The sequence below is a fragment of the Sphingomonas sp. AAP5 genome, from assembly GCF_004354345.1.
In the GTDB taxonomy this organism is placed as follows: Bacteria; Pseudomonadota; Alphaproteobacteria; order Sphingomonadales; family Sphingomonadaceae; genus Sphingomonas; species Sphingomonas glacialis.
Genome location: NZ_CP037913.1, coordinates 3773979 through 3800395, shown reverse-complemented (window position 1 = coordinate 3800395; position 26417 = coordinate 3773979). Strand labels below are relative to the sequence as shown.

General features: G+C 68.6%; 35 protein-coding genes and 1 tRNA gene. 4 read left to right on the top strand and 32 right to left on the bottom strand.

The window, feature by feature from the left end; all coding sequences use genetic code 11:
* Positions 1-23 precede the first annotated feature (23 nt).
* From E2E30_RS17680 to E2E30_RS17585, 20 genes are all read right to left on the bottom strand, one after another.
* Positions 24-581, bottom strand: a complete 558-nt coding sequence (locus E2E30_RS17680) for a tail tape measure protein (protein ID WP_133191674.1) — start codon at positions 579-581, stop codon at positions 24-26.
* A complete protein-coding gene (locus E2E30_RS17675) occupies positions 571-774 on the bottom strand; it encodes a phage tail assembly chaperone (protein ID WP_133191673.1) in 204 nt (67 codons plus the stop codon). Before E2E30_RS17675 ends, E2E30_RS17680 begins: the two co-directional genes overlap by 11 nt.
* The gene (locus tag E2E30_RS17670; RefSeq protein WP_133191672.1) at positions 774-1088 is read right to left on the bottom strand and encodes a gene transfer agent family protein; all 315 of its coding nucleotides are present in this window, start codon (positions 1086-1088) and stop codon (positions 774-776) included. The genes E2E30_RS17675 and E2E30_RS17670 overlap by 1 nt, the downstream gene beginning before the upstream one ends.
* Entirely contained in the window at positions 1085-1492 is a 408-nt protein-coding gene (locus tag E2E30_RS17665; RefSeq protein ID WP_133191671.1) for a phage major tail protein, TP901-1 family, read from the bottom strand. Before E2E30_RS17665 ends, E2E30_RS17670 begins: the two co-directional genes overlap by 4 nt.
* Before the next feature lie 223 nt (positions 1493-1715).
* The gene (gene gp17, locus E2E30_RS17660) at positions 1716-2102 is read right to left on the bottom strand and encodes a tail completion protein gp17 (protein ID WP_133191670.1); all 387 of its coding nucleotides are present in this window, start codon (positions 2100-2102) and stop codon (positions 1716-1718) included.
* On the bottom strand, positions 2099-2296 hold the full coding sequence (locus E2E30_RS17655) for a hypothetical protein (RefSeq protein WP_133191669.1): 198 nt from the start codon (positions 2294-2296) through the stop codon (positions 2099-2101). Before E2E30_RS17655 ends, gp17 begins: the two co-directional genes overlap by 4 nt.
* Positions 2290-2838, bottom strand: coding sequence for a head-tail connector protein (locus tag E2E30_RS17650; protein ID WP_133191668.1), 549 nt, complete (start codon positions 2836-2838; stop codon positions 2290-2292). The genes E2E30_RS17655 and E2E30_RS17650 overlap by 7 nt, the downstream gene beginning before the upstream one ends.
* 219 nt (positions 2839-3057) lie before the next feature.
* Positions 3058-4101: a phage major capsid protein gene (locus E2E30_RS17645; protein WP_133191667.1), complete on the bottom strand. Its 1044-nt coding sequence runs from the start codon at positions 4099-4101 to the stop codon at positions 3058-3060.
* 129 nt (positions 4102-4230) lie between these two features.
* Positions 4231-4428, bottom strand: a complete 198-nt coding sequence (locus E2E30_RS17640; protein WP_133191666.1) for a cold-shock protein — start codon at positions 4426-4428, stop codon at positions 4231-4233.
* A complete protein-coding gene (locus E2E30_RS17635; RefSeq protein WP_133191665.1) occupies positions 4421-4888 on the bottom strand; it encodes an HK97 family phage prohead protease in 468 nt (155 codons plus the stop codon). Before E2E30_RS17635 ends, E2E30_RS17640 begins: the two co-directional genes overlap by 8 nt.
* The gene (locus tag E2E30_RS17630) at positions 4885-5199 is read right to left on the bottom strand and encodes a DUF6127 family protein (protein WP_133191664.1); all 315 of its coding nucleotides are present in this window, start codon (positions 5197-5199) and stop codon (positions 4885-4887) included. Before E2E30_RS17630 ends, E2E30_RS17635 begins: the two co-directional genes overlap by 4 nt.
* 116 nt (positions 5200-5315) lie before the next feature.
* The gene (locus E2E30_RS17625; RefSeq protein WP_133191663.1) at positions 5316-6473 is read right to left on the bottom strand and encodes a phage portal protein; all 1158 of its coding nucleotides are present in this window, start codon (positions 6471-6473) and stop codon (positions 5316-5318) included.
* Positions 6474-6644: 171 nt separating this feature from the next.
* Positions 6645-7328, bottom strand: coding sequence for a spermidine synthase (locus E2E30_RS17620; protein WP_133191662.1), 684 nt, complete (start codon positions 7326-7328; stop codon positions 6645-6647).
* A gap of 229 nt (positions 7329-7557) precedes the next feature.
* Positions 7558-8907: a DNA-packaging protein gene (locus E2E30_RS17615; RefSeq protein WP_133191661.1), complete on the bottom strand. Its 1350-nt coding sequence runs from the start codon at positions 8905-8907 to the stop codon at positions 7558-7560.
* Entirely contained in the window at positions 8904-9461 is a 558-nt protein-coding gene (locus tag E2E30_RS17610) for a hypothetical protein (RefSeq protein ID WP_133191660.1), read from the bottom strand. The genes E2E30_RS17615 and E2E30_RS17610 overlap by 4 nt, the downstream gene beginning before the upstream one ends.
* 148 nt (positions 9462-9609) lie before the next feature.
* Positions 9610-10158, bottom strand: coding sequence for a glycine zipper 2TM domain-containing protein (locus E2E30_RS17605; RefSeq protein ID WP_133191659.1), 549 nt, complete (start codon positions 10156-10158; stop codon positions 9610-9612).
* A 71-nt stretch (positions 10159-10229) separates the two neighbouring features.
* The gene (gene dapF / locus E2E30_RS17600) at positions 10230-11174 is read right to left on the bottom strand and encodes a diaminopimelate epimerase (RefSeq protein WP_133191658.1); all 945 of its coding nucleotides are present in this window, start codon (positions 11172-11174) and stop codon (positions 10230-10232) included.
* An 84-nt stretch (positions 11175-11258) separates the two neighbouring features.
* Entirely contained in the window at positions 11259-12338 is a 1080-nt protein-coding gene (locus E2E30_RS17595; protein WP_133191657.1) for a DUF2855 family protein, read from the bottom strand.
* A 57-nt stretch (positions 12339-12395) separates the two neighbouring features.
* On the bottom strand, positions 12396-12659 hold the full coding sequence (locus tag E2E30_RS17590; RefSeq protein ID WP_165954421.1) for a hypothetical protein: 264 nt from the start codon (positions 12657-12659) through the stop codon (positions 12396-12398).
* Between the two features lie 69 nt (positions 12660-12728).
* Complete coding sequence (locus E2E30_RS17585) at positions 12729-13190, bottom strand: DUF6456 domain-containing protein (protein ID WP_133191655.1); 462 nt, start codon at positions 13188-13190, stop codon at positions 12729-12731.
* A 91-nt stretch (positions 13191-13281) separates the two neighbouring features.
* Here E2E30_RS17585 and E2E30_RS17580 point away from each other — a divergent pair, with 91 nt between their 5' ends.
* Both E2E30_RS17580 and E2E30_RS17575 read left to right on the top strand, forming a co-directional pair.
* Complete coding sequence (locus E2E30_RS17580) at positions 13282-13866, top strand: helix-turn-helix domain-containing protein (protein WP_133191654.1); 585 nt, start codon at positions 13282-13284, stop codon at positions 13864-13866.
* Positions 13866-14645 carry a glutaminyl-peptide cyclotransferase gene (locus E2E30_RS17575; protein ID WP_443018355.1) on the top strand — a complete coding sequence of 260 codons (780 nt, stop codon included), beginning with the start codon at positions 13866-13868 and terminating at the stop codon, positions 14643-14645. Before E2E30_RS17580 ends, E2E30_RS17575 begins: the two co-directional genes overlap by 1 nt.
* A 47-nt stretch (positions 14646-14692) precedes the next feature.
* On the opposite strand, the gene E2E30_RS17570 is transcribed toward E2E30_RS17575, so the two are convergent.
* From E2E30_RS17570 to E2E30_RS17530, 8 genes are all read right to left on the bottom strand, one after another.
* Entirely contained in the window at positions 14693-15058 is a 366-nt protein-coding gene (locus E2E30_RS17570; RefSeq protein ID WP_133191652.1) for a hypothetical protein, read from the bottom strand.
* A gap of 128 nt (positions 15059-15186) precedes the next feature.
* Positions 15187-15262, bottom strand: a tRNA-Val gene (locus E2E30_RS17565).
* Positions 15263-15341: 79 nt separating this feature from the next.
* Positions 15342-16304 carry a hypothetical protein gene (locus E2E30_RS17560; protein WP_133191651.1) on the bottom strand — a complete coding sequence of 321 codons (963 nt, stop codon included), beginning with the start codon at positions 16302-16304 and terminating at the stop codon, positions 15342-15344.
* 196 nt (positions 16305-16500) lie between these two features.
* Positions 16501-17946 (bottom strand): NAD(P)(+) transhydrogenase (Re/Si-specific) subunit beta, encoded by a 1446-nt coding sequence (locus E2E30_RS17555; protein ID WP_133191650.1) that lies wholly within the window; start codon positions 17944-17946, stop codon positions 16501-16503.
* 108 nt (positions 17947-18054) lie between these two features.
* The gene (locus E2E30_RS17550; RefSeq protein ID WP_133191649.1) at positions 18055-18363 is read right to left on the bottom strand and encodes an NAD(P) transhydrogenase subunit alpha; all 309 of its coding nucleotides are present in this window, start codon (positions 18361-18363) and stop codon (positions 18055-18057) included.
* A gap of 18 nt (positions 18364-18381) precedes the next feature.
* Positions 18382-18834 carry a type II toxin-antitoxin system HicB family antitoxin gene (locus tag E2E30_RS21090; protein WP_240698970.1) on the bottom strand — a complete coding sequence of 151 codons (453 nt, stop codon included), beginning with the start codon at positions 18832-18834 and terminating at the stop codon, positions 18382-18384.
* A 9-nt stretch (positions 18835-18843) separates the two neighbouring features.
* A complete protein-coding gene (locus tag E2E30_RS17535) occupies positions 18844-19965 on the bottom strand; it encodes an NAD(P) transhydrogenase subunit alpha (protein ID WP_133191647.1) in 1122 nt (373 codons plus the stop codon).
* Position 19966: 1 nt separating this feature from the next.
* Positions 19967-20095: an aa3-type cytochrome c oxidase subunit IV gene (locus E2E30_RS17530; RefSeq protein ID WP_133191646.1), complete on the bottom strand. Its 129-nt coding sequence runs from the start codon at positions 20093-20095 to the stop codon at positions 19967-19969.
* Positions 20096-20295: 200 nt separating this feature from the next.
* Between E2E30_RS17530 and E2E30_RS17525 the strand changes: the two genes are divergently transcribed.
* Positions 20296-21720 carry a sigma-54-dependent transcriptional regulator gene (locus tag E2E30_RS17525; protein WP_133191645.1) on the top strand — a complete coding sequence of 475 codons (1425 nt, stop codon included), beginning with the start codon at positions 20296-20298 and terminating at the stop codon, positions 21718-21720.
* Positions 21721-21816: 96 nt separating this feature from the next.
* Entirely contained in the window at positions 21817-22203 is a 387-nt protein-coding gene (locus E2E30_RS17520; RefSeq protein WP_133191644.1) for a hypothetical protein, read from the top strand.
* A gap of 24 nt (positions 22204-22227) precedes the next feature.
* Here E2E30_RS17520 and folP read toward each other — a convergent pair whose 3' ends face one another.
* The 4 genes from folP to E2E30_RS17500 all read right to left on the bottom strand — a co-directional run bounded on the left by folP (position 22228) and on the right by E2E30_RS17500 (position 26416).
* Positions 22228-23292 (bottom strand): dihydropteroate synthase, encoded by a 1065-nt coding sequence (gene folP, locus E2E30_RS17515; RefSeq protein WP_133191643.1) that lies wholly within the window; start codon positions 23290-23292, stop codon positions 22228-22230.
* A 130-nt stretch (positions 23293-23422) separates the two neighbouring features.
* Positions 23423-24550, bottom strand: a complete 1128-nt coding sequence (locus tag E2E30_RS17510) for a site-specific DNA-methyltransferase (RefSeq protein WP_133192177.1) — start codon at positions 24548-24550, stop codon at positions 23423-23425.
* A gap of 191 nt (positions 24551-24741) precedes the next feature.
* On the bottom strand, positions 24742-25785 hold the full coding sequence (locus E2E30_RS17505) for an alpha/beta fold hydrolase (protein WP_133191642.1): 1044 nt from the start codon (positions 25783-25785) through the stop codon (positions 24742-24744).
* 22 nt (positions 25786-25807) lie between these two features.
* Positions 25808-26416, bottom strand: coding sequence for a ribonuclease HII (locus tag E2E30_RS17500; protein WP_133191641.1), 609 nt, complete (start codon positions 26414-26416; stop codon positions 25808-25810).
* Position 26417 lies beyond the last annotated feature (1 nt).

The following is a 26417-nucleotide window of genomic DNA, read 5'->3' as shown; positions in this document are numbered from 1 at the left end:
CCTGAAGGGGAGGGGAGTCGATCTTACGAAAGCGCCGCCTTCACCGCGCGCGCCACCTGGCGGCTCGACGCGGCGAGCGCTTGCGGCGCATCGCTCCCGCCCTGCACGGTGATCGACACGCGCACATCGCGCGGCCCACCCGCGCCGCCGCTTGCGACGATGCTCCCGCTCGTCGTCGGCACGAACAGTTCGGGCCCACGCTCGCCGACGATATACGGCCGCGCCGGCGACACCGGCCCGCCCGTCGCACGCCCGGGCGATCCGCCGATCAGCCCGCCAAGCACGCCCAGCAGACTGTCGCCCCCACCCCCACCCCCGCCGAGCAAGGCGCTCAACCCGCTCCGCACCGCCGCCGCGGCGATATCGCCCAGCACCGACAGCGCGACCTTGCGCAGATCCTCGAAGCCGAGGCTCCCGCCCGTCAGCGCCTTGGCCAGCGTCGTTTCGATCGCGCGCCCGGCGCGATCGACTCCACTCACCAGCGGCCCGTCGAGGCTCGCGCGCATTGCATCGACATCGCGCGCAAAGCCCGCCGTATCGGCGCGCACGCCGACGACCAGCCGTTCGATTTCATCGTCCATCGGGAAACGCCTCCTGCAATCGCGCGCGCGTCGCGGCATCGGGCGGATCGACCGCCGCATCCCCGCCGCGCAGCACTGCCACCACACCAGCCAGTTCAGCGGGTGTCGCACGCCAGAAACTGTCGGGGCTCCACCCCAGCACCGCACCCGCCAGCCCCGCAAGCCGCGCCGCGGCATCGGCGAAGCACGCCATCACCGCCCCGCCAGGATCTGGCCGAGCAACACGCGCAGCACCGGCGTCGCCGCGGCGAGCCCCTGCTCGACCACCGCCTCGCCGAACTGCGCGCGCGTGATCGCGGCGGGCGTCTCCCCCCGGCAATGCCAGAACAAAGCGACCAGCTCGCCAAGCGACAAGGCCCCCGCCGCCGCGCGCTCGACCAAAGCGAACAGCGGCCCGATCTCGCCCTCGGCGGCGACCAGTGCCGCAAAGCTCGGCCGCAGCACGATCGTCTCGCCCGCGATCCGCACCTCCGCCTCGCCGCGCACCGGGTTCGCGGGCGCGCTCATGCCGCCACCACCGCGCCCGAACTCTCGAGGCTCAGCGTGTACGACCGCTCGCCATTGTAATCCCCGGCATAATCGAGCCGCGTGACGAGGAACTTGCCCGACAGCGTCTCGCCGCTCTCGAAGCTCAGCCGATAGTCGTCGATCGCCCCCGAAAGCGCATTACCCTTGATCCGCAACTCGGCCGCCGAGCCGGTAAAGATCCCCGCCCCCGACACGCTGACGCTGCGCACCCCCGCCCCCGACAGCAAGTCGCGCCACCCGCCCGAATCCTTCGAGGTGATCGCCACCATCTCGCCATTGACGCTCAATTGCGTCGTGCGCAGCCCCGCCACCGTCGCATAGACGATCGGACTGCCGCCATTGCCGACCTTCAACAAGAAGGCGCTCCCGCGTTCTGCACTCATTGCTGTATCTCCTTATGATGTCCGACATGCCGCGCGTGCGTCGCGTGGAATGGGTTCGCGCGGAGACGCGGAGACGCGGAGATGACGCGCCCGGCTCGGACCGGACGCGTCCCAAAATCGTTGGTGGCAGGCACGCCGGGCACCCCAAGCGCGACATCTCCGCGTCTCCGCGTCTCCGCGCGAACAAAACCGCTGTCGAAAGGCGGAACCGCCGAGCGGCACCCTACCCCTCCGCCAACACCCGCACGCGATATTCGACGCTCGCGCTCCAGGCGCCGGGCGCGCCGCCCCCGATCCGCGATCGCACCAGCACCACGCTCGCCAGCCGCCACCCGGCAAGATCGCGCGGCACCGCCTCCATCGCCGTGCCCACCGCCGCCGCCAGCGCCTGAATCCGCGCGGGTGCCTCCCCCACATCGCGCACCGTCACGAGCAGCCGCAGCTCGCGCCCGGCGCGATCCTTGACGCTCCAGTCCCCGCTCAGCAGCTCGCCGAGCATCGCATAAGGCGGCGTCGCCTTGACGGGCGGGCCGAGATACACGCCGTTGAGCCCCGCCACCCCGCGCAGCGCGTCGAGCGCCGCCGCCTGCACCACGCGCTCCGCGCTCATGCGAGCAAACTCCCGATCCAGCGCAGTCGCGGATCGTCGAGCGAGATCCGCCCCGACAGCACGACATCCTCGCCCTCGATGCTGACCGCGACGCCCGGCAAAGCGCTGCGCAGCGCCTCCGCCACGCGCCCACGCGCGCGCTCCGCCGCCACCGCACCCGCCGCGCTCCCACGCGCCTCGAGCGCGCTCAGCATCGCACCGACCCGCGCAGCGTCACGCGCCGAAACGGCCGCCACAACGCCGTCACCGCAGCCGGCGGCGCGACACTCGCATCGCGCTCGTCGAACAGATAGGCCGCGAGCAAAGCGACACCCTGGCGCAGCGGTGCGGGCAGCCCGGCCCACTCCACCGCGAGCCCCGCCGCATAGCGCACGACCACCAGCCCGCCGCCCCCGACGCGCACCCAGCCCTCGCCCGCCGCATCGATGTCGATCGCATACCGCTCAGCCGAGAGCGCACTCCCACCGCGCGTCTCGACCGCGCTGATCGCGCGCACCGGCCGCGCGCCGAGCCGCTGCCAGCCGCCTCGCGCCGTCACACTCTCGCGCAAGGCCCGCGCGATCATCACGCGGCCGGTGAATTGCTCGGCGAGCCCCAACGCACTTTCGGCAAAGGCGGCGATGAGATCATCCTCATCGCCACTCGCCACGCGCAGAACCGCCTTGACCGCCGCCACCGCCAGCGCACGGTCGTCCGCCCCAAGCGTCACCGCGCCCGGGCCATTGTCATCGATCATGGAATGTCTCCTCTCTCCCTCTCCCAGCGGGAGAGGAGTTTCGGGTCGGCCATGCCCCCGGCATGGCCTGAACAGCGCGGGGCGCTGTTCACCCGGAACTGGGCCCGCTCGGCGCAGCCGAGTGGGAAGGGTGAGGGCAGATCGGGCGCGCCACGTCCCTGCCCTCACCCGACCTCGCTGCGCTCGGTCACCCTCTCCCACCGGGAGAGGGAAATCGGCTCAGCTCACTGCGAACTTGAGCAGCTTGATCGCCTCGCTGTTCGCCACGCACCCGCCGATCCGCTTGGTCGCGTAGAAATTGACGAACGGCTTGTTGGTATAGGGATCGCGCAGGATCACCGTCTCGCTCCGCTCGGCGATGAGATACCCCGCCTTGAAATTGCCGAACGCGATCGCACACGCATTCGCCGCAATATCGGGCATGTCCTCGGCCTCGATCACCGGATAGCCGAGCAGGCTCGCCGGCGTCCCCGCGACGAGGCTCGGGCTCCACAGGAACGCGCCGTCGCTGGTCTTGAACTTGCGGATCCGCGCGAGCGTGCTCGCATTCATCACGAACACCGCGCCCTGCCGATAGGCTCCGCGCAGCGCCTGGACGAGATCGACCAGCCGATCCTGCGGGTTCGCCGCGAAATCGCCCGCCGCGCCGCTCGCCAGATATTGCAGCGTCCCGAAGGCACGCGCGGCATCGCCGGTCGCCGCGATCGGCGCCTGCAGGAAGCCCTTGGGCCGGTTGACGCCCGATCCGTTGACGAACGCCGCCCCTTCCGCGCGCGCGAACTCGGTCGCGATCTCACCCGCCAGCCACTCCTCGACATCGAAGGCGGCGTCGTCGAGCATCGCCTGGCTCGCGCTCGGATTGGCGTAGAGCTCGCCCATCGGCGGCGCGATCTCGGTGAAGCTCGGCGTCCCCGTGCCGCCGCGCGCATCGGTCTCCGCCGCCCAGCCCGACGGCGTGCCGCCGCTGGTCACGAGCTTGCGATACCCCGCACTCCCCACGCGCACGACATTGGCGACGCTGCGGATCGGCGAGATCGCAGTTAGCGTCGCGTCGATCTGCGCGTCGATCTCGCGCGGGATCGCATAGCCGCCGGCATCACCGCTGACGCTGCTCAGCGCCTTGATCTCGAGCGTCGCGCCCGAGCGGACGAACCCCGCAAACGCGCCCTCGCCCGGCGCCCCTGCCCGCTCGAGCAACGGCCGCTGCATCGCCTCCATCTCCTGCGCCGCAAAGCTGTCGAGCGCGTCGTGCGTATCGGTCATGCTGGTCTCCTTGGTGTTGAAAAGGATCGGGCGACCACGTCCTCGGTCACCGCGCACGAAAAAGGGGCGCCGCAAGCGCGACGCCCCTTCTGCTGAACTCGAGCGGTGCATCAGCACCGCATCATGCCATCACGCTTGCTTGACGTTCTCCGCGCGTGGCCCCTTCGGCCCCTGGCCGACGTCGAACGTGACCTTCTCGCCCTCGCGCAGATCCTCGTAGCGGACGCCCTCGACGCTCGACATGTGGAAGAACATGTCGGTGCCCGATGCGTCGGCGATGAAGCCGAAGCCCTTGTCGGTCAGTCGCTTGATGGTGCCTTCAGCCATGATCGTTCCTTCGCTCCGCGCGCCGCCGCCCGGGATCGGGAACCGCGTCGGTATGCGTCGGCGTAGCAGCATCGGCGACGCGATGCACTCGCGCGGCGGGGTGCATCGGCGATGCGACCAGGCTGACCTCGACCAGCTCGAGCGCGGTCAGCTCGCGCACCCGCCCCCCGCCCAGCCGCGGCCGCACGCCGCGCGCGCGATAGCCGATCGACAACCCCGCCACCGCCCCGCTGCGCACCAGCCCCGCAAGCCGCGGATCGTCGACTCGCGCGACCACGCGCAGCCCGCGCGCATCGGTCGCGATCCGCTCGATCGCCCCGACCGCTACGCCGCGATGCTGCCACAGCAACGGCACGCCCGCGCTCACGCCGGCAAACGCCCCCGCGCGGATCACGTCGCCCCCGCGATCGACCGTATCGAAGATAGCGGCGTACCCGGCAAAGCGCACGCCGTCGCTCACTTGACCAGATCCCAGAACCCGAACTTGACCGCGAGCCCCGTCAGCAACAGCGCCGCCGCGATCCGCACCACCCAGCCGACCACTGCCTTCCACACCGAGCGCTTGGCATCGCGCCACGCGCCGAGCAGCGCGCGCAATTCGGCCATGTCCTTGGCGGCATCGGGGTCGTCGAGCCCGAGCCGCGCCAGCGCACGCGCCGCCGCCAGCTCGCCGCCTTCCTCGGCGATCGCGCGCAGCGTCGCCAGATCGGCGCCTTCCTGCGCGCCCTGCGCCAGCAATTGCGCCAGCAGCGTACCCTCCGCGAGTGCCATAAAGATTCCTTTCGAAACGCCCTCTCCCATCGGGAGCGGAAAGAGGCCCGCGCCGAAGGCGTGGGAAGGGTGCGGGCAAAGGTCAGGGATCGAAGGTCAGCGCGCGAGGCGCCCCCTCACCCCACCAGCGCTACGCGCTGCGCTTCCCCCTCTCCCGGAGGGAGCGGGTTTGCGAGCCCGACCATCGCGCGCTGTTCGTCGCGCGTGAGAAACGGCGCCGCGCTCACTTGCGCCCACAGCCGTTCGCGATCCTCGGCAAGCGCCGGCACGCGGTCGAGCGCCACGCTAAGCGTCGCCCCCGCGAACCAGCGCTCGACGCCTTGCGCGACCCCGGCGAGGATCGTCCCCGCGAGCGGCAGGATCGCCTGGCGCCACAAGGCGCGGTTGGCTTCCCTGTAATTGGCATAGGTCGCATCGCCCGGCAGCCCGAGCAGCATCGGCGGCACGCCGAAGCCGCACGCGATCTCGCGCGCCGCGGCCGCCTTCATCTCGGCAAAATCGAGATCGGCCGGGGTCAGGCTCAGCGCCTGCCATTTCAACCCGCCTTCGAGCAGCATCGGCCGCCCGGCATTGCGCGCGCCGGCAAAGCTCGCATCGAGCTCGTCGCGCAACCGCGCGAACTGCTCGCCCGACAGCGCCGATCCGTCGCCCGGATCATAGACCAGCGCCCCCGATGGCCGCGCGGCATTGTCGAGCAGCGCGGTGTTCCACGCCGCCGCGGCATTGTGCAGCGCGATCGCGCCCGCCGCCGCGCCGAGACAGCCGAGCCCGTAATGATCGTCGAGCGGATGGAACGCCTTGATATGGACGATCTGCGGCCGCGGATCGTCGGCGACCAGCCGCACCGATTGCGTGCCCACGCCGTAGCGATACGCGACCGGCCACCCCCCGGCATCGGCCTCGACCGTGACGCGCTCGGGCCGCAATGCGAACAGCTCGACCAACCGCCCCTGCGCGTCGGTCAGCAGTTGGACATAGGCATTGCCGTGGAGCAGTAACTGCGCGGCGAGCGTCGCAGTGAGCGCCTGCCCGGCCGAGCGCGCCTGCACCAGCCGCACCAGCTCGGGCGTCCCGTCGAGCGGCGCCTCGCCGAGCGCATCGGCGATCATCCGCACCGACCGCTGCGCGACCGCGTTGCGCAGATACAGCGCGCGCACCTGTTCCTGGTAACTCGCCGGAATCGCCCCCGCCCCTTCGACGAAGCGCGAACTGCGACGCGCCTCGAGCACCGGACGCGACTCATCGCGCCCGGCCTTGCGACCGAACAATTTCATGCTGATCTCCTGTTTCTTCGCCCGCCCCGCCCCGCTTCCGCTTGCCGGAGAGGCTCCTTCTCGCTCCCCTCCCGCGTGCGGGAGGGACTCCTTCTTGCTCCCCTCCCGCTTGCGGGAGGGGCTGGGGGAGGGCCCGCGCCTACTCAAAACCTCCGGGCAAAGGTCGCGCGGCTACCCCCGCGTCGCGAACCAGATCACGTGGCGCGGCCCCTTGCCGTTCTGCCGCGCCTTGACGACGACTTCCTCGACATGGAACCCAGCCCCCTTCAACCGCGTGACGAAGCGCGGATCGGGCCCGGCCGACCACACCGCGAGCACACCCCCCGGCCGCAGCGCCTCGCGCGTGATCTTCAGCCCGCGCGGCGCATACAGCCGGTTGTTCTCCGCGCGCACCAGCCCGTCGGGTCCGTTGTCGACATCGAGCAGGATCGCATCATAGCCCGCCGCCCCCTCGCTCGCGCCCGCCGCGATCGCGGCGGCGACATCGCCCTCGAACACGCGCGTGCGCGGATCGTCGAGGCAGCCGTCGGTCACCGCCGCCATCGGCCCGCGTGCCCAGGCGAGGATCTCGGGCACCAGCTCGGCGACCGTCACCTCGGCCTTCGGCCCGACCTGCCCGAGCACCGCGCGCAGCGTGAAGCCCATGCCGTACCCGCCGATCAGCACGCGCGGCGCGGCGACCTTGGCGATGCGCGCGCACGCCAGCGTTCCCAGAGCCTCTTCGGAGCCGTTCATCCGCGTGCTCATCAATTCGTTGCGATCGACCACGATCATGAAGTCCGCGCCGCGCGCATAGAGCGTCATCACGTCCCCACCGGGGATTTGCGCGCTGTCGATCAATTCCCGCGGCACCATCGCTGCGCTCCTTCATGCTCGGGCCAAGCCTGGCCGGGCCGCCGGGCCATAAGCCCAGAACCCACGAAACGAAAGGCACCGAGCGCGCCAGGCCACACACCCATGCTCCCGATCGGCCGATCGTGCGGCTGCGACAGGCTGCGTTTTGCACTCCCGTCGCCCGCCTCTCGGCCCCTTGAGCATGGCGCGCGTCCACCGCCCCGCAGTGCGGAGGCCGCACGCCGCCGACTCACCACGGCCGCACGCGCGCCGCCTTGCGCTTGACGATCATCAGCTCGGTCAGCGCCCACACCAGGGCATCCGCGCGATCGGGCGATCGCCCCGGCCCGCGATACGCCCCGCCGACCACCAGCCCGCACAATTCGGCCTCGAGCTCGGCAAACACCCCGACATGCGCCACCTTGCCGCGTTCGTAGAGCGTCGCGACCGGCTCGGCCCGCGCGCCCTTGCCGAGCTTGGCATGGACCAGCGCGAGCGGCAGCGCGGCATCGGCGGCGAACAGCACGCTCGCCACCATCTGCCCGCCCTGGTTCTTCTCGGCGATCACGCGGTCGGCACCGTGCCGCGCCGCACACGCCACCACCGCGCGCGCCCACCCCTCGGGCGAAAGCCCCGCAACGCTCGCATCCTCGAGCACATAGCCACGCCCGTCGCGCCCGAGCGCGACCGCGACGATCCCGCACGCGTCGCCCGTCCCATCGGCACCCCCCGCCGGCGGATCGACCGCGACCACGACCCGCACCGTCTCGGGCGCGGCATCGACCCGGCACTCGTCGAGCATCGCGCGCGTCCACAGCGCGCCGTCGAGGTCCTCGATCAGTTCGCCCGCAATCTCCTGCCGCCCGAGCCGCGTCCCGCCGTATTGCGCCTCGATCGCCGCGAGAAAGGCATCGGGCAAATGCGGGTTGTCATGGCTGCTGCCCCGCGTCTCAACCGTCCCCGCCGCGCCCATCACGCGCTGCAGCAACGGGACGGGGCGCGGCGTCGTCGTCACCACGACGCGCGGGTCGGCGCCCTGCCGCATCCCGAGCATCAGATTGTCCCACGCCGCATCGCCGTAGCGCCATTTGGCGAGCTCGTCGCACCAGGCGATCTGATGCTCGGGTCCGCGCAATTTCTCGGGCGCCGCCGCCGAGAACACCGCCGCGACCGCCCCCGACTCGAATTCGACGACGCCATCGGCGCGGCGATAGGCGGTCCGCTCGCCACCATGCGCGACGCTGAGCAACCCCGCCTCGCCCTCGATCATCACGCGCCGCACATCCTCCTCGGTTGCGCCGACGAGCGCGATCCGCGCCGTGGGATGCGCGCGCGCCATCGCGCTGACCCATTCGGCCCCGGCACGCGTCTTGCCGAAGCCGCGCCCGGCTCGAATCAGCCAGACGCGCCACGCACCCGGCGGCGCGAGCTGTCCGGGATGCGCCCAATAGCGCCACGCATTGTTCAGCGTGCGCAATTGCGGGCGGCTCATGCGGTCGAGGATGGAAATCTGGTCGGCACGGTCGAGCGCGGCGAGCTGATCGAGCAGCGCGTCGAGATCGGGGCCGGCATCTGCGCGCCTGCGCTTTGCCCGCGTCATGCCAGGCCACTCCGCGCGCGCCGCCGGGCGCGCGCCGCAAGCTTGGCGAGCAAGGCATCGCGGACTTCCTCGATCGTCGTATGCTTGAAGGCGAAGGGGGTGCGGCGCCGCGCGTTGTGCGGCGTGTCCGCGGCACGCATCGCCTGATGCTGGCGCACCAGCTTGAGCGCCGCATCCGGATCGATGGGCGCCGCCGCGACCGCGTCCGGGTCGCCGATCATCGATCCGTCGTCGCGCTGCCCGAGCGCGAAAGCGAGCACTTTGGTCTCGAGCAGCTCGTATCCGAGGTCAATCGCCTCGCGCCACTGTTCGGCGAAGGCGGCGTCGCGGCGGCGCAGCGCATACACTCCGCTCGCCGAACTGCCGACCGCCTTGGCCGATTGCGCGATATTACAGGTCGCAGCGAGATGATCCAGGAACGCCATGCGCCTGGCGATGGTCCATCCGTCACCGCGCGTCGTGTACGCACGGCGCGGCTTGCCCGTGGTTGCAAGCGTGCCGAGCGTATCCGTACCCAGCGCCTCAGCGTCCTTACCGGTCGCCTCCCCCGTCATCGCGCTCTCCCATCGCTGCCGCAGCGCCAAACAAAAGGGGCCGCAGGCGCTTCCGCCCCGGCCCCTCAAGGTCGCAATTCTGCATCGTTCCTGTTATGTACCAAAACAGCGCGACGATGTCAAGCGGTTTGTACCGCTTTGGTTCGCGTTAGCGGCAGCGGACCTCGCTGTTGTTCTGGTCGACGCTCTTGCCGAGCACGCCGCCGGCAATCGCGCCGAGGATCGTGCCGACGCCGCGCGAATGGCCGCCTGCAATGACGTTGCCGAGCGCACCGCCACCGACCGCGCCGACGATCAGGCCCGTCGTGCCGTCGTTGCGCTTGCAGTAATAGCGGTCGTCGCTGCCGCGATAGATACGGTCGTCGCTGCTCAGCACGCGCTCCTGATAGCGCGTCGGATCGGCGCGATAGTAGCGGGTCGGGTCATAGCCCGCCTCGTAGCGGTCGTCGTAGCGCGGATCGGCATACCGCGGGTCGGCATAGCGCGAGTCGTTATAGGCCGGGCGGACGTCGCGATACCCACGCGCGCGCGCTTGCTGGTAGCGATCGAACTCGGCCCGGAAGATACCGAGCTCGGTGTCGAGACGCTGCTGCGCCTGGGCGAAGCGCTGATCTTCGGCCTGGGTCTGGGCGAGCGAAGGCGTAACGCCGGCAAGCAACAGCGCGAACGCGGGGACAAGAGAAGCGAGACGGCGCATAGGGACCTCCAATTGGTTACGGCACGATAACGACTCGACCCCGCTTTGGTTGCGACCGAACCGGCCCAATCTCAGACGATCGCGTCGACCACCCCGCGCCACGCCGCGACTTCATCGTCATGGCGCGTCGTCACGGTGACGGGCCCGGCTGTGCGCGTCGCGAGATGAATATCGACCGAACCGCGCCATTCGACCGTCGCATTGCCCGAGAGGCGCACCATCCCGTCCTCGCGCGCCTCGGCACGGACCAGCCCGCCGCGATTGTGCACCGTGATCTCGGTGCCGAAGCCGCAGCGCCGCGTCAGGCACGCGGCATAGGTCGATGCCGCCATCGCGCTGCCGCAACTGTCGGTGAGGCCGACGCCGCGCTCGAAGGTCCGCACGAACAGCAGATTGGCGCCGCGCACTTCGACGAACGAGACGTTGGCGCGGTTGGGCAACCAGTCGGGCGCCGCCTCGCACTGCGTGCCGAGCGCGACGAGTTCGGCCTCGTCGATCGTCTCGACGAAGCAGACGAGATGCGGGTTGGGAATCGCCACTGCGGTAAACACGCGCTCGCTGCCGAGCGGCGCGATCGGCGCCTCGACGATCCGCTTGACGCCGACGTGCATCGGCCAGTGCGACACGTCGAGATCGACCGGGCCGGCCACCTCGCGGATCGTCACCACGCCCGCGGCAAGATCGGGATCGCGCGAGACGTGCGCGTCGGACGTCTTGAGCCGCACCCGCGCCTCATCGATCCCCAATGCCTCGAAACCGGCGCGCGCGACGCAGCGCAAGCCGTTGAGGCACGTCTCGGCCTCGCTCCCGTCCGAATTGAACATCCGCATCCCGAAATCGTGCGTCGCATCGCCCGCGGTGAGCAGCAGAATCCCGTCGCCCCCCACACTCCCGCCGCGATCCGCGAGCGCGACCGCGACGCGTGCCCAATCGTCTTCGGACAGCGCGAGGTCGCGCGCGTCGATCAGCGGGAAATCATTGCCCGAACCGTGGCATTTGAGAAAGTCGATCTGCATGGTCAGCGCCTTAGCGGGTGCACGGGGAGGGCAACAAGCCGCGCGCGATGACTCGCGCGCAACGGACGGCGAGCGCCGCGTGGGTCAGAACCGGATGCAATAGCCGGTGTCGGGCTTCGCCTGCCCCGCGACCTGCAACCGCCAGATCCGCTGGAGCGCATCGATCCCGCTGTCCTCGGCGACTTTCACCAGCCCCGCCGCAAGCTCGACAAAGCCGTCCCACTGCGCCGCGACCGCCACGTTGAACGCGTCCTGGCCGATCTCGCCGATCAGCGTCGTCGCAGCGTCGGGCGCAAAGAACCAGACGGGCTTGGGCGCGAGCGGCAGCGGGGACGCGGTGGCGGCGTCGTGATGCGTCACCCCGACGCGCAGGCTGTGCGCGATCCGCCCCGCCAGCCGCGCATAGACCGCCTCGAGCACGGCGGCATCGCCGGCAAAATCGATCAGCACGCTCGATCCCGTCGGGGCGAGCGTATCGATCGCATCATAGGCGAGCACGCTGTCGTACAGCCCGGTGCCCTCGACGAAGCCGACATTGGCGGCCGCGGTCAGCCCGATCCGCGTCAAGCCGGGGCTGCGCGCCCGCAGCACATAGGCGGCGGCGAGCGCGGTCTTGCTCGATGCGCTCGTCAGCACGACGCTGTGCGCGCCGTGGTGGTCGGCGCGGCGCAGCGCGTCCTCGATCAGGAAGCTTGTCAGGAACAGCGGCTCGAACAGCATCCGCAGCGCCTCGCGCTCGGGCGTCGCGGGCAGTTCGGCGCCGAGCCGGCGATATTGGTTGTAGACCGCGCTCATCGGCTGGCGGTGCGGCGCCATGTCGCGGAACAGCCCGCGGCCGATCTTGCCGGGCGTGACGAGCAGGTGCGATGCCATCGGCATGAAGCCATAGACGCGCTCGCCGACCGCGATCTCCGCGCAGCGCGAGGCGACGACGCGCGCAAAGCCCCAGGCCGGCACCACGCCCCACCCCTCGGGCGCGGGGAAGAACTTCCAATAGCCGACGGTCTCGCCGACCACGCCGTAGGTCACGGTATTGGCGGTGATCGCGATCGCCTCGACCTGGAGCAGCACCTCGCCTGCGCCCGGGTCCGACACGAGCGTTTCGTTCACCGCCAATTGGTCGAGCGCATCGCGGCGCACCAGCATTTCGCGCTTGATCGGCATGGCAGTCTCCTCGTTGCGTCGGCGCACCTTGGCGTGCCGCGCGGTGCGAGGCCAGCGTTATACCGGGTGCGTAACGTCGTGCAGCATCGGCACCCCATAGGACCATGCCGCGGCCGCGCACCTTGGCGTGGGCCTCGTCGGCTGTAGCTCCTGCGCCAGAGCGAGCTGCTCGGCCAACACCAGCGCGACGAGTTGCGAGCGGTACAGCTTTTCGAGATCCTCGTGCATCGCGCGAATCGAATCGCACAGTGCCAGTCCGGCCAGCTCGAGCTGCGTGTTGATCTGGTGTTGCAGGTGCGCGGCATGGGTCGACAAGGGCATGCCGCGGGTTTCCGTGATAGGAATGAGGGAAACGTGCGCGAGCGTGGTTAAGAGCGGCGCCACGCCGCTTCATCGCAGACCGTAGAAATCGGCGAGCCGGTCGAGCGCGAGCGTCAGCACCAGCCGCCCCGCGCGCTGTGGCCAACCGAGCGCCTTTTCGGCGACCGGCAGCCCCTCGCCCGCGCACACCACGCGCCACAGTACATCGCTCAACCCCTTGCCGACCGCCGCGGTCGCCGCGTCGAAGCGGCGCTTGGCGGCGATCTGCGCAAGCGTCGGGTCGAGCGCATCGCTCCCGCCATCGACGCGCGCACTCCAGCTCATCGTGACTCGCGGCGCGATCGCCGCACGCTCGTAATCGGCGCGCAACCGCTCGCCCGCCTCGAACTGCCGCGCGTCGACCAGCCCACGCGCCCGCAGCCAAGCGAGCGGCGACTCGGCCTGGTTGACCGTGACCCGGCGCCCTCCCCTCGCCGCTGGCGCGTCGCCCACCACACCGTCAATGAAATTGCGCTCAACCAGCTCCCGCATCGTTCCGCTCCTTGCTCGAGTCGCGTAGGGGATTGCCATGCGGGCGCGCTTGTAGGACAGCGAAAAAACCGATCTGGTTAGGAGCTTGCCGATGATCACCGCGATTCGCGAAGTCCGTCGCGCCAAGGGGATGACGCTCGACGACGTCGCCCGCGCCTGCGTCCCGCCAACCACCGCCCAGACGATCGGCCGCCTCGAAACCGGAACGCGCACAGTTTCCGTCGCCTGGCTAAACCGTATCGCCGCAGCACTCGGCGTTCAGGCGGCCGATCTCGTCACGCTGCCGGACCGCGCCGACATCGCCGTCGCTGCGCTGCTTGATCCAAGCGGCGCGCACGCTCCGCGTCAGCCCGCGACGATCGTCCCACCAAGCGCCGCGCCAGAGCATGTCGCGGTCAGCGTCCAGGCCGGGGTCGGCGAATATCGCGCGGGCGACCAGATCTGGTGCGCGCGGATCGCACCCGATCGCTTTGCCAGTGCACTCAATCGCGACGTCCTCGTCCCGCGCCCCGCCGGCCGCTTCCTGTTCGGGCGACTGATCGGACGTGAGGGGCCAGAACCAGCCGGCGGCGGCGGCAAACTGCATCTGCTCCCGCTCGGACCGGGGTCGCGCCAGCAAGTCGTCGCCGACCCGGCATGGATCGCGACCGCGGTCACCTTGGTGCGCAGCCTGTGATGCGCGCTCTGCTGCTCGCCGCCCTTGCCGCGCTGCAAGGCGCCGCCGCGCCCGCGCCCGTCGCCACGCCTGCGCCGATCACGCCCGAACCGGCGCGCATCCTCGCAAGCTATCCGCACGACACCAGCGCGTTCACCGAAGGCCTGCTGATCGACCGCGGCACGCTTTACGAAAGCACGGGCCGCGAGGGTCAATCCGACATCCGCCGCGTCGACCTGACGAGCGGTCGCGTCCTCGCCCGCGCGAAGCTCCCGCCCGCGCTGTTCGGCGAGGGGATCGTCGCGTGGCGCAACGACCTTTTCAGCGTCACCTGGCACGGCGGCCAGGGCTTCCGCTGGAGCTTGCCCGCGCTCAAGCGCAGCGGCGGCTTCCGCTATGACGGCGAAGGCTGGGCGATGACCGAGGACGGCCGCAACCTGATCCTGTCCGACGGGACGCCCGTGCTGCGCTACCTCGATCCCAAGACGCAGAAAGTCGTGCGCCGGCTTACCGTGACGCTCGGCGGGCGACCGCTCGAACGGCTCAACGAGCTCGAATATGTCGATGGCGAGATTCTCGCGAACATTTGGATGACGCGCTATATCGTGCGGATCGATCCCGCCGACGGGCATGTCCGCGGCGTGATCGACCTCGCGCCGCTGATCGCGCAAGTGGGCACAACCGATCGCGATTCGGTACCCAACGGGATCGCGTACGATCAGGCGACGCATAAGCTCTACGTGACGGGCAAGAACTGGCCGCGCCTGTTCGAGATCGCGCGGCCCCAGCGCCCGTCGTAACGCACGCCGGGAAGGCGGGAACGGCAACGCCGCCCCGCCCCATCCCGTCAGCAGCTGCAGCCGAAGCCCTTTTTGAGGATGAGCTTGCCGGCGACCGACAGCGTGACCTGGACGCCGCACGGGATGCCCCATTTGGTGCAAATGTCGAGGCACGCCTGCACCGCGGTGCCCTCGGGCACCCAGGCGGGGACGGTAAAGCACTTGCTCCCGATGCCGAGCGGCAGGTTGATGCAGACCTTGTGGTTCTTGACCGTGACACTGATGCACTGCGCCCCGATCATCATCGCGCCGTCGGTCAGTTCCATCGCGCCGGGGGCCAGGCTCGCGTGCAGCTCATCGCTATGCGCCTTCGCGGCCGCCAGCGATTGCTTGATGATCTCCGAATCGAATGATGCATGCTCGTGCGTCGCCATGATGATCCTCCTTGTTTTTGCCAGGTTTTGGCAGCGACAAGTCTATCAAGGCTTTGAACACGACTGAGCGGAGACGCACCCATTTCGGCGGGAAGCGACGCGCGTGTGGCAAGAGGAGGCGGTGGGAATGGTGGGCGATGACGGGCTCGAACCGCCGACATTCTCGGTGTAAACGAGACGCTCTACCAACTGAGCTAATCGCCCCAATCGCGCTTTGGCGCGTCGGTGGAGCGCGACTGCCACGCCTTGCGGCGCAAGGCAAGCCGGCCGAGCGCCAAAGCTGCTAGCCGAGCGCCATCCCAGCGGCCCGCAATGCCGCGAAATAGTGCCGCATCCCCATGCTCGCGCGCCGCGAAAGGCCCATGAACGCGCGGCGACGGTCGAAGGGATCGGGGCGGCGTTCGAACAGCCCCGCTTCGGTCATCCGCGCGATCCAGCGCAGCGCGGTCGTCGGCGCCACCGCCGCGGCGATGCACAGGCTCGATACCGAGACTTGCGCTCGCTCCAATTCGGCGGCGAACAGATCGAGCAGCATGTCCCAGGCAGGGTCCTCGAACAGTCCTGCGCCGAAATGCTGGTCGCGCAAACGTCGCGCGCGAATCGCCTTGCGGATGTCGCGGGCGGCAATCTCCACGGGCGGCGCGTCGATCGACTGCGTGCGATACGATAGCGTCGGCTCCTCGACGCTGCGCGCGAAGCCAGGATCGGCATGGGGTGCCGGGTCATCGCGCGTCAGCCGCGCGAGCGTTTCGGCGATCCGCGCGACTTCTTCGTGCAGGCGCCGCAGTCGCGTGGCTTCGCTCTCGCGCACGACGTCATAGGCGCGCTCGCCGTGCCCGCTGGCGGCCAGACACAGCGCGACGACGCGATCGGCGAGTGTCGGGCCACATAGCAGATCGACGCCGGCCCCGGTCAGCGCCCCTGCAACCAGATCGATCTGGCGCGGTTCGATCGTCGCGACGATGCGGGTGGTGTCGCGACGCGCGATGCCGTCGAGCACCGGCAGCACATGGGCGAGCACCGCATCGTCGACTCCGGCAGCTTCGGCGAGGACGATTCCGACAGCACCTTGCTGCTCGAACCGGTCGAGCGCGTCAGCCCACCCGACGCGGGCGAGCAAGCGTCCTTGCGCCGCGGCGACCGCATCCTCGGCGTTTCGGACCGCGTCCTGGTCCGCGATGATCAACACGCCCCCGCCCGAAGCGCCGCGGGCGGACCAGTTCGTCGATTGCGTGATCGCCATCATGCCCGCCCGCCCCCAATGCCCGGCGGATGCCGTGCCGACATCCGCAAATTACGCATTACTCCGAAACGGGGTAGCCTAAGTCACGCCGATTCGGGGGTAACCGCCGCGGTGCTCAGGGATCGAAGCAGCAATCTGATCCGAAACGGACGAGACCGCTTTGGAACGCCCCAGACAATCCCGCCGGATCGGTGCGCGCTTATTCGATCGCCTTGACGATTTCCTCGACCATCTTCTTGGCGTCGCCGAGCAGCATCATCGTGTTGTCCATGTAGAACACATCATTGTCGACGCCGGCATAGCCGACCCCGCCCATCGAGCGCTTGATGAACAACACGGTCTTGGCCTTTTCGACGTCGAGCACGGGCATGCCGTAGATCGGCGACGTCTTGTCGGTCTTGGCCGCCGGGTTGGTGACGTCGTTGGCGCCGATCACGAAGGCGACGTCGGTCTGTGCGAACTCGGAGTTGATGTCCTCGAGCTCGAACACGTCGTCATACGGCACGTTCGCCTCGGCGAGCAGCACGTTCATGTGCCCCGGCATGCGGCCTGCGACCGGATGGATCGCATATTTCACGCGGACGCCATGTTCCTTGAGCTTGTCGCCCATCTCGCGCAGCACGTGCTGCGCCTGGCTCACTGCCATCCCGTAGCCCGGCACGATGATGACCTGTTCGGCCTGGCCGAGCAGGAAGGCGGCGTCCTCGGCGCTGCCGCGCTTCCACGGTCGGTCGGTAGCAGCCGCCGCTGCCCCGCCGACGCTGTCGCCGCCGAAGCCGCCCGCGATTACCGAGATGAAGCTGCGGTTCATCGCCTTGCACATGATGTAGCTGAGGATCGCGCCCGACGAGCCGACCAGCGCACCGGTGATGATCATCGCCGTATTGTGCAGCGTGAACCCCATCGCCGCCGCCGCCCAGCCCGAATAGGAATTGAGCATCGACACGACGACCGGCATGTCCGCGCCGCCGATCGGGATGATCAGCAGGAAGCCGATCACGAAGCTGAGCAGCGTGATCGTCCAGAAGATCCACGGGCTCTGGTCCTGCGTGAAATAGGCGATCAGGCCAAGGATCGCGGCGAGCACGCCGAGATTGATGACATGGCGCCCCGGCAGCATGATCGGCTTGCCACCCATATTGCCGTTGAGCTTGAGGAAAGCGATCACCGAGCCCGAGAAAGTGATCGCGCCGATCGCGACGCCGAGGCCCATTTCGATCCGGCTTTGGGCGAAGATCACGCCGCCCTCGGCAATGCCGAACGCGCCCGGATTGAGGAACGCCGCGCAGGCGACGAGCACCGCGGCGAGGCCAACGAGCGAGTGGAACGCGGCGACGAGCTGCGGCATGTCGGTCATCGCGATTTTGCGCGCGGTGGTGATGCCTATCGCTGCGCCGATACCGATCGCGACGAGGATTTCGCCAATCGTCGTGATGTCCGGCTTGCACATCGGCGCTTGGCACGCGTGGATCGGCACATGTGTCACCAGCGTCGTCACCACCGCGATGGTCATGCCGATGATGCCCATGCGGTTGCCGCGCTGCGACGTCGCCGGGCTCGACAGCCCGCGCAGCGCGAGGATGAAGCACACCCCGGCGACGAGATAGGCGAGCGATGCCCAGGGATTGACCGTTAAATGTTCCACGTGTTCGAACCCCTTACCGTCACCCCGGACCTGTTCCGGGGTCCACCGCGCCATTTGCCCCAGCGTCAGTGGATGAGTGGACCCCGGCACAAGGCCGAGGTGACGAAATTACTGTTTCGCGGCGCTCGGCGCCTTCTTCTTGTACATCGCCAGCATCCGCGCAGTGACCGCAAAGCCGCCGAAGATGTTGACGCTCGCCAGCACGACGGCAAGCAGCCCGAGCCATTTCGACGTCGCCCCGCCGCCGCCGATACCGGCTGCAGCAGCCGCAATCAGCGCGCCAACGATGATCACGCTAGAAATCGCATTGGTCACCGCCATCAGCGGCGTGTGCAGCGCCGGCGTGACCGACCAGACGACGTAATAGCCGACGAAGCAGGCCATCACGAAGATCGAGAGAATCGAGATGAAATCCATAGTCAGTCCCCCAGTCGGTCAGGCGGCGGCGCGGCGGGGTTGCGGGACGGGACGCCCCATTTCCCGCGCCGCCTCGATCCAGCACCCGATCGCGTCGTAGATATTGTCGAGCGCCTCTTGCGGGGTCTCGCCGTCGGAACGGCAGCCCGGAAGTTCCGGGGCAACCGCAGTATAGCCGCCGCCATCCGCGGCGGAGAGCGGCAGGATGTCGACTTCGTAATCGAACGGATTCATCTCCGTAATCCCTGCACTGCGTCGATGAACCGCACCAATTCCCGAATGTAGATCGGCTTGATCGGCCGGGATCGTCAGGATTTCGGGTCGCTCGACATGCTTCACCTTATAATGTGACCCCTTGCGCGGTGGCGTGCAAGCGATCCCGAACCCGTCGCACAGCGCCGCCACATCCTCGATCCGCCGATCGCGCGGGTTGGCGCGCATGCGCTCGAGGAGTTTGTCGGCATTGGCCACGGCCGGGCATCATCCCAGCAACCGCGCGTTGACGACCTTGCCACCCTGCGTCAGCCGGATCGCATCGCCGATCTCGGCGTCGAGCACGGGCTTGCCGGCCTCCTTGTCCCAGAAGGCATTGAGGAAATTGTACAGGTTGCGCGAGAACAGCGCCGACGCATCGGCCGCAAGCCGCGACGCCACGTTGCGATAGCCGACGATCGACACGCCGTTGACCACGACCACTTCGCCCGCAACCGCGCCCTCGACATTGCCGCCCGCCTCGACCGCGAGATCGACGATCACCGAGCCGGGCTTCATGCTTGCCACCTGTGCCGCCGAGATCAGCCGTGGCGCGGGGCGCCCCGGGATCAACGCGGTGGTGATGACGATATCCTGCTTGGCGATATGGCCGGAGACGAGTTCGGCCTGCGCCGCCTGATATTCGGGGCTCATCTCGCCGGCATAGCCGCCCGAGCCCTCGCCCTCGATGCCCGCGACGTTCTCGACGAAGATCGGCTTGGCGCCGAGCGACTGGATCTGCTCCTTGGTCGCCGAGCGCACATCGGTCGCCGAGACCTGCGCGCCCAGGCGCCGCGCGGTCGCGATCGCCTGCAGGCCTGCCACGCCGACGCCCATCACGAACACCCGCGCGGCCGAAACGGTGCCCGCCGCGGTCATCATCATCGGGAAGGCGCGGCCATAGACGCCCGCGGCGTCGAGCACCGCCTTATATCCGGCGAGGTTCGACTGCGACGACAGGATATCCATCGACTGCGCGCGCGTGATGCGCGGCATGAACTCCATCGCGAGCGCTTCGAGCCCGGCGGCGGCATAGCCGTCGATCCGCGCGCGGTCGGCAAACGGGTTGAGCCCGGCGACGAGCCAGGCGCCCGGCGCCACGCCCGCGAGCGCATCGGCCGACGGCCCCTGCACGCCAAGCACGATCTCGGCCCCCGCGAGCGTCGCCGCGCGATCAGCGACGGTCGCGCCAACCGCCGTATAATCGGCATCGGCGATCGACGCGGTCGCGCCCGCGCCGATCTCGACGGCGACGGTCGCGCCGAGCGCCAAGAATTTCTTGACCGTTTCTGGGGTCGCGGCAACGCGGCGCTCGCCCTCGACGGTTTCGCGGAGGACGGCAATCTTCATTCTACTTGCCCGACACCAGCCACACCACCACGAAAGCGATGATGAAGACCGCGACCGCGCCATATTTCATGACGCTCATGACCTTGTCATAGGTCGCGCGGTGGACCTGCATGTCGTTCTCGGCAGCCATCGTTCCATCCCCTGCAAGACGGGGTAGTCCCCCGGTTCGTCCTTGTGCTTAGCTTGCACACGCGTGCGCCTCAACCCCCGCGCATTCGCATTGCCAAACGCGCGTTTGTGTCCCGCGCGTCCCATGCCGGGGCGTTTAAGGGCGCTTTCACACCTTGGCGGTATGCTTTGCGCTGGAATTGACACGAATGGGATGGACGCATGACGCGTAACGGACAGCGGCTGCTGATGTTGATCGACGACGAGCCCGCACAGCGGCGGCTCGTCGCGGCGATCGCAGCGCGGCGCGGCTGGCGGGCGGTGTTTGCCGCCGATGGTGAGATGGCGATCGCGATGCTCGGTACGCAGGACGGGATGCAGCTCGACGCGATCCTGCTCGACCAATGGGCGCCCGAGGCCGACCCCACCGCGCTGATCGACGAGATCCGCCGCCGCCGCCCCGCGCTCCCGCTGCTGCTGCTCACCGCCAACGGATCGGTAGCACAAGCCGTCGCGGCAATGCGCAGCGGCGCGACCGATTTCCTCGTCAAGCCACTCGCCCCCGAGCGGCTTCTCACCGCGCTCGACGCCGCGGTCGCTGGCAAGGCGGCAGGCGAATTGCGCCCGCTCACCGAGAAGATCCCCGCTTTGCTCGCGTTCGACGAGATCGTCGGCTCCGCCCCCGATTTCCGCGCAGCTCTCGCCATCGCCGCCAAAGCGGCCCGCGCCCGCGTTCCGGTGCTCGTCGAGGGCGAGAGCGGCGTCGGCAAGGAAGTCGTCGCCGAGGCGATCCACGCCGCGTCCCCCCGTGGTAAAAAGGCGATGGTCGCGATCAACTGCGGCGCGCTGCCGCCGAACTTGATCGAGTCCGAGCTGTTCGGGCACGAGAAAGGCGCGTTCACCGGCGCGTTCGAGCGCAAGATCGGGCGCTTCCAGGAAGCCGATGGCGGCACGCTGTTCCTCGACGAGATTGGCGAGATGCCGCTCGAGGCGCAGGTCAAACTGCTCCGCGTGCTGCAATCGGGCGAAATCCAGCCGATCGGCGCGCGCCATACGCGCGAGGTCGACGTCCGCGTCATCGCCGCGACCAACAAGCGGCTGATCGAGGAAGTCGAGGCAGGCCGCTTCCGCGAGGACCTCTATTATCGCCTCAACGTCGTCCAGGTGACGATCCCGCCGCTTCGCGAACGCGCCGGCGACATCCCGGCGCTCGCGCGCCATTTGCTCGCGCGGATCGCCGAGCAGCCGGGGCTCCGCCCGCTTGGTATCACCGACGATGCGCTGGCGCTGCTCGGACGATACGATTGGCCGGGCAACGTCCGGCAGCTTCAGAACGCCCTGTTCCGCGCGGCGGTGCTGTGTGACGGCGCGGCGCTGACGCGCGTCGATTTTCCGCAGATCGCAGCGCTCGGCGGACAGCGTCACACCACGCCGACCCCCATGCCGATGGCGACGAGCGGCGGCGTCACGCTGTTCCACGCCGATGGCAATCTGCGCGCGCTCGAGGAGATCGAGGCCGACGTCATCCGCCTCGCGATCGGCCATTATCGCGGTCGCATGACCGAGGTCGCGCGGCGGCTCGGGATCGGGCGATCGACGCTGTATCGCAAGCTCGGCGAGCTCGGAATCGACAACGCCGCCGCCTGACCTGCCTTTCGCCACAACGATTCGTCGCAAATTTCGTCCCGCTACGGACACACCCGCGCCTCGGAGAGTTGGTACGGCAAAGGAGTATGTATTCTCATGCGTAACAAACTGATCCTCGCAGCGCTGACCGCTGCCACCCTCGTCCCCAGCATCGTACCTGTCGCCGCGTCCGCGCAGAGCTACGACGACCGTCGGTACGATCGTCGCGACGACGATCGTCGCTATGACCGTCGCGACGATGACCGCCGCGACAACCGCCGCGACGAGCGTACCTATCGTGGCCAGGATGGCCGCTATTACCCCTGCAAGCGCAGCAGCGGCACGACCGGCGCGGTTGCCGGTGGCGTTGGCGGTGCGGTTGCGGGGAACGTGCTCGGTGGCGGTCTGCTCGGGACGGTCGCTGGCGGCGTCGGCGGCGCGCTGCTCGGCAGGACGCTCGACAAACGTCATGACGCCGCCCAGAACCGCAAGAACGGGTGCTGATCGGATCCGGGTGGTAGCCTGAGGCTACCGCCCGACCAGGGCGCGGTCGCGAAGACCGCGCCATACCCGCATCGCCTGGACGGTTTCGGGTACATCGTGGACGCGCAGCAGCTGCGCGCCCGCCATCACCCCCGTCAGCGCGAGCGCAACCGATCCTCCCAGCCGCTCGGTTGCCGGTGCTTCGTTCGACAAAGCTCCGATCATGCGCTTGCGGCTCGCGCCGAGCAGGACCGGACAGCCGAGCCCGTGAAAGATGGTCAGCGCATTCATCAGCGCCAGATTATCGGCGAGCGATTTGCCAAAGCCCACGCCCGGATCGACGATGATCCGCGACCGTGCGACCCCGCCTGCCACCACCGCGGCAATCCGCGCCTCGAGCCAGTCGAACACCTCGACCACGACATCGCGATAGCCCTCCCCGCCATGCGGTCCCTTGGCCGGATCGGGTGAGTGCATCAGTACCACCGGACACCCCGCCTTGGCGACGACGTCGAGCGCGCGATCATCCCACAGCAATGCCGCAACATCATTGACGATCGCCGCCCCCGCCGCAAGCGCCGCCTCCATTACTGCGGCCTTGCGCGTGTCGATCGACACCAGCGTACCCGCGCGCGCGAGTCGTTCGATCACAGGCACGACGCGCGCGATTTCGTCGCCCTCCCACACCGTCGCCGCGCCCGGCCGTGTCGATTCGCCGCCGACGTCGATCAGCGCCGCCCCCGCCGCCGCCATCGCGACACCGGCGCTCGCTGCTGCTGCAGGATCATCCGACACGCTTCCGCCATCGGAGAAACTGTCGGGCGTCACGTTGAGGATGCCGCACACCGACGGCTGATCGAACCGGAGCGTCCGCTCGCCGAGCGTGAGCGCGGCGCGCGGGGCGATAATCGCTGCGTGCAGCCGCGCCGCGCGGTCGTCGCGCAGCAGCGTGTCGAGGTCGGCGATCGGCACCGTGCGGCGATGCCCGTCCTCGATTACCTCATAGGCCGAGAACCACAGCATCCCGCCGGCCAGCCGCGCGACCTCGCCGTCGCGGTCGACCGGGGTGTCGACGAACTGGATCGGGCGGAGGTGGAGCGAACTGGCCATGACGTCCCTCAATGCGCTCCCTGGCGAAGGCCGGGGCCCAGGCGCGGGACGTCAATACGATGAGGCGGCGCGATATTACAGCCACCACCGCGACTGGAGCCAGGCCGTTGCCGGGGAACCAAGACGTAAATCAGATCTGCGTCGCCAGCAGATAGGTCTGCCGCAGCGTATCGATCGGCTTCAATCCCTCGGGCGTCTCGTAATGCCAGAAGGTCCAGCCATTGCATGCGGGCGCCCCCTGCAGCACCGATCCGAGCTTGTGGATCGACCCAGTCTGATCACCGCTGATGACCGAGCCGTCGGCGCGCACAGTGACGCTGTAGCGCCGCTTGGCATCGACCAGCACTGCGCCCGCGACCAGCATGCCATTCTCGACGATCGTGCCGAAGGCGACGCGCGGCGCGGCCTTGGGGCTCTGCATCGTCTTGAGGGCCGATTCATCGAGCGGCAGCGCCGCCGCGATACGTTCTTCGGCCGCCGCGATATAGTCGCTCTCGCGCTCGATCCCGATCCAGTGCCGGCCGAGCCGCTTGGCGACAGCCCCCGTCGTGCCGGTACCGAAGAACGGATCGAGCACCACGTCGCCGGGCTTGGTGCACGCCAGCAGGATACGGTAGATCAGCGCTTCGGGCTTCTGCGTCGGGTGAACCTTGACGCCGTCGCGCTTCAACCGCTCCTGCCCGCCGCACGTCGGGAATTCCCAGTCGGAGCGCATCTGCAGCTCGTCATTGAGCGTCTTCATGCTGCGATAGTTGAAGGTGTAGCGCGACTTCTCGCCCATCGACGCCCAGATCAGCGTCTCGTGCGCGTTGGTGAAGCGCGTGCCCTTGAAATTGGGCATCGGGTTGGTCTTGCGCCAGACGATGTCGTTCAGGATCCAATAGCCCAGATCCTGGATCGCCGCGCCGACCTTGTAGATGTTGTGATACGATCCGATCACCCAGATCGCGCCATTGTCCTTGAGGATGCGCTTCGCCTCGGCGAGCCATTCGCGCGTGAACTTGTCATAGGCGCTGAGCGAATCGAACTTGTCCCATTCGTCGGTGACCGCATCGACATGGCTGCCATCGGGCCGCGACAGGTCGCCGCCGAGCTGGAGGTTGTAGGGCGGATCGGCGAAGATCAGGTCGACCGACTTGGCCGGCAGCGCGCGCATCGCAGCGATGCAGTCGCCGCGCAGGATCTGGTCGAGCGGGAGCTGCACCGGTGCCTCGACCGCGCGCGGCGCTGCCGTCCTGATCTTCTCCAAAACCCCCATCGTCGTCGTCCCTTCGTGTGTGACGGGCATCCCTGCCAGCAACGAGACTCGCGTCAAGCGAACATTGGTTAACGAAAACCTCTGCCAAAAGGTTAATTTGTTGGAACATTTCGGGAAATGATCCAGATATTGAGTCCGCACTTATCCACAGGCGCAACCGCTGGGGTGTGACGCAAAAGACTCGGGCGATGCTATTTCCGCGGCGATTTCGCGCGCGCCGCGTCGATCACCGCGTCGACCTCAGCGACGACGCGCTCTGGCTTGATTCGGTGGATGTAATGCGAGGTGCCATCGACGATGCGGTTGGTGCCGATCGTCGACAGCGCAGCCAACCGATCATGCTCCGCCCCCCAGATCGCGGCCATGCGTGGCAATTCGGCGCGCGCGGCGACCAGATCGGGCGGCAGGTCCGGGCCATCCGACGCGGTCAGCACGCGCAGCGGCATCGCGCCATAGCGTCGGTGCGGATCGACCATCATCGCGCTGCTACGGTCGAACGATTCGCTCAGCGAGACCTGCGTGGCGAAGCGCCTTGGATCATAACTGAGCGCGGTAATCGTAGCACGAAGAAGCGGCGAAAAATCCGCCGGATACTTAACGCAGCGCCCGATCTCGGTCGAACTGTGATCGGGCTTGGCGACCAGGTCGGCACAATGCCGCATCGCGCGCAGGCCGCCCGCTTCATATTCGGCACCGGCAGAGGTAAAGCCCGGAAGCTCGCGCGCGAACCGCGCGCCCTGGTCGGGGAAGCTCGGATCGACCAACACCATCCCGACGACCTGGCCGCGGTGCCGGTCGGCGAAGCGCAGCGATTCAAACGCGCCCATCGAATGGCCGACCAGCACATAGGGCCCAGTGATCCGCCCGCGCCGCAGCGCCGCTTCGAGATCGGCGACGGTGGCATCGACGGTTTGCGGGGCGTTGCTCGGACTGCTCAGCCCGAACCCGGCGCGGTCCCAGGCGCACACACGACTATGCTTTGCGATATCCGGCTGGACCAGGCCCCACGAGACGCCCCAATCGCCCAGGCCCGCGGTCAGGATCACCGTCGGGTTGCCAGTGCCCATGCAGGTGAGGTGAATCGTCCGCCCGTCCGTCAGACGGATCGAATACGCCGCGCTGGCATAGGCGTCGAGCGCCGGGTTCGTTGCCGGTTTGGGAGCAGGAACTTGCGCACCGGCGCTGGAACCCAGCAGCAGGAGCGCGCCCATGAGGATGTGACTGAGGCGCTTCATCTGGACTCTCCGATGCCTGAGGCTAGCCCAGCGCGTGTAACAGGTCACACGCCGCCGCAACGGGTGCGAAGCTGCGCCGATGCAGCGGACACGGCCCGTGTTCGCGCAAGGCGCGCAGATGATCGGGCGCGCCATAGCCCTTGTTGCTGTGCCAGCCATAGTGCGGAAAGGTCTCGGCATAACCGAGCATCAGCGTGTCGCGCGTGTGCTTGGCGATGATCGACGCAGCGGCGATCGACAGGCTGATCGCGTCGCCCTTCACGATCGGGGTGGCAGCGAAGCCCCATTTGGGCAGCCGGTTGCCATCGACCAGCACGTGACCCGGCGCGCAGCCGAGCGCTTCCACCGCCAACGTCATCGCCTTCATCGTCGCCCAGTAGATGTTGAGCGTGTCGATTTCGTCCGCCTCGACAATGCCGATACCGACCAGCGCGCAGCCATGCAGGCGGTCGTGCAGCCGCGCGCGTTCGGCCGCGGGCAGCTTCTTTGAATCGTTGATGCCGCGCGGGATGCCCTTGGCCGGCAAAATGACGGCGGCAGCCACGACCGGCCCGGCGAGCGGCCCGCGCCCGGCTTCATCCACGCCCGCTACGGGGGCGAGGCAGAGCTTTTCGTGTTTGAGGCTGGGCATG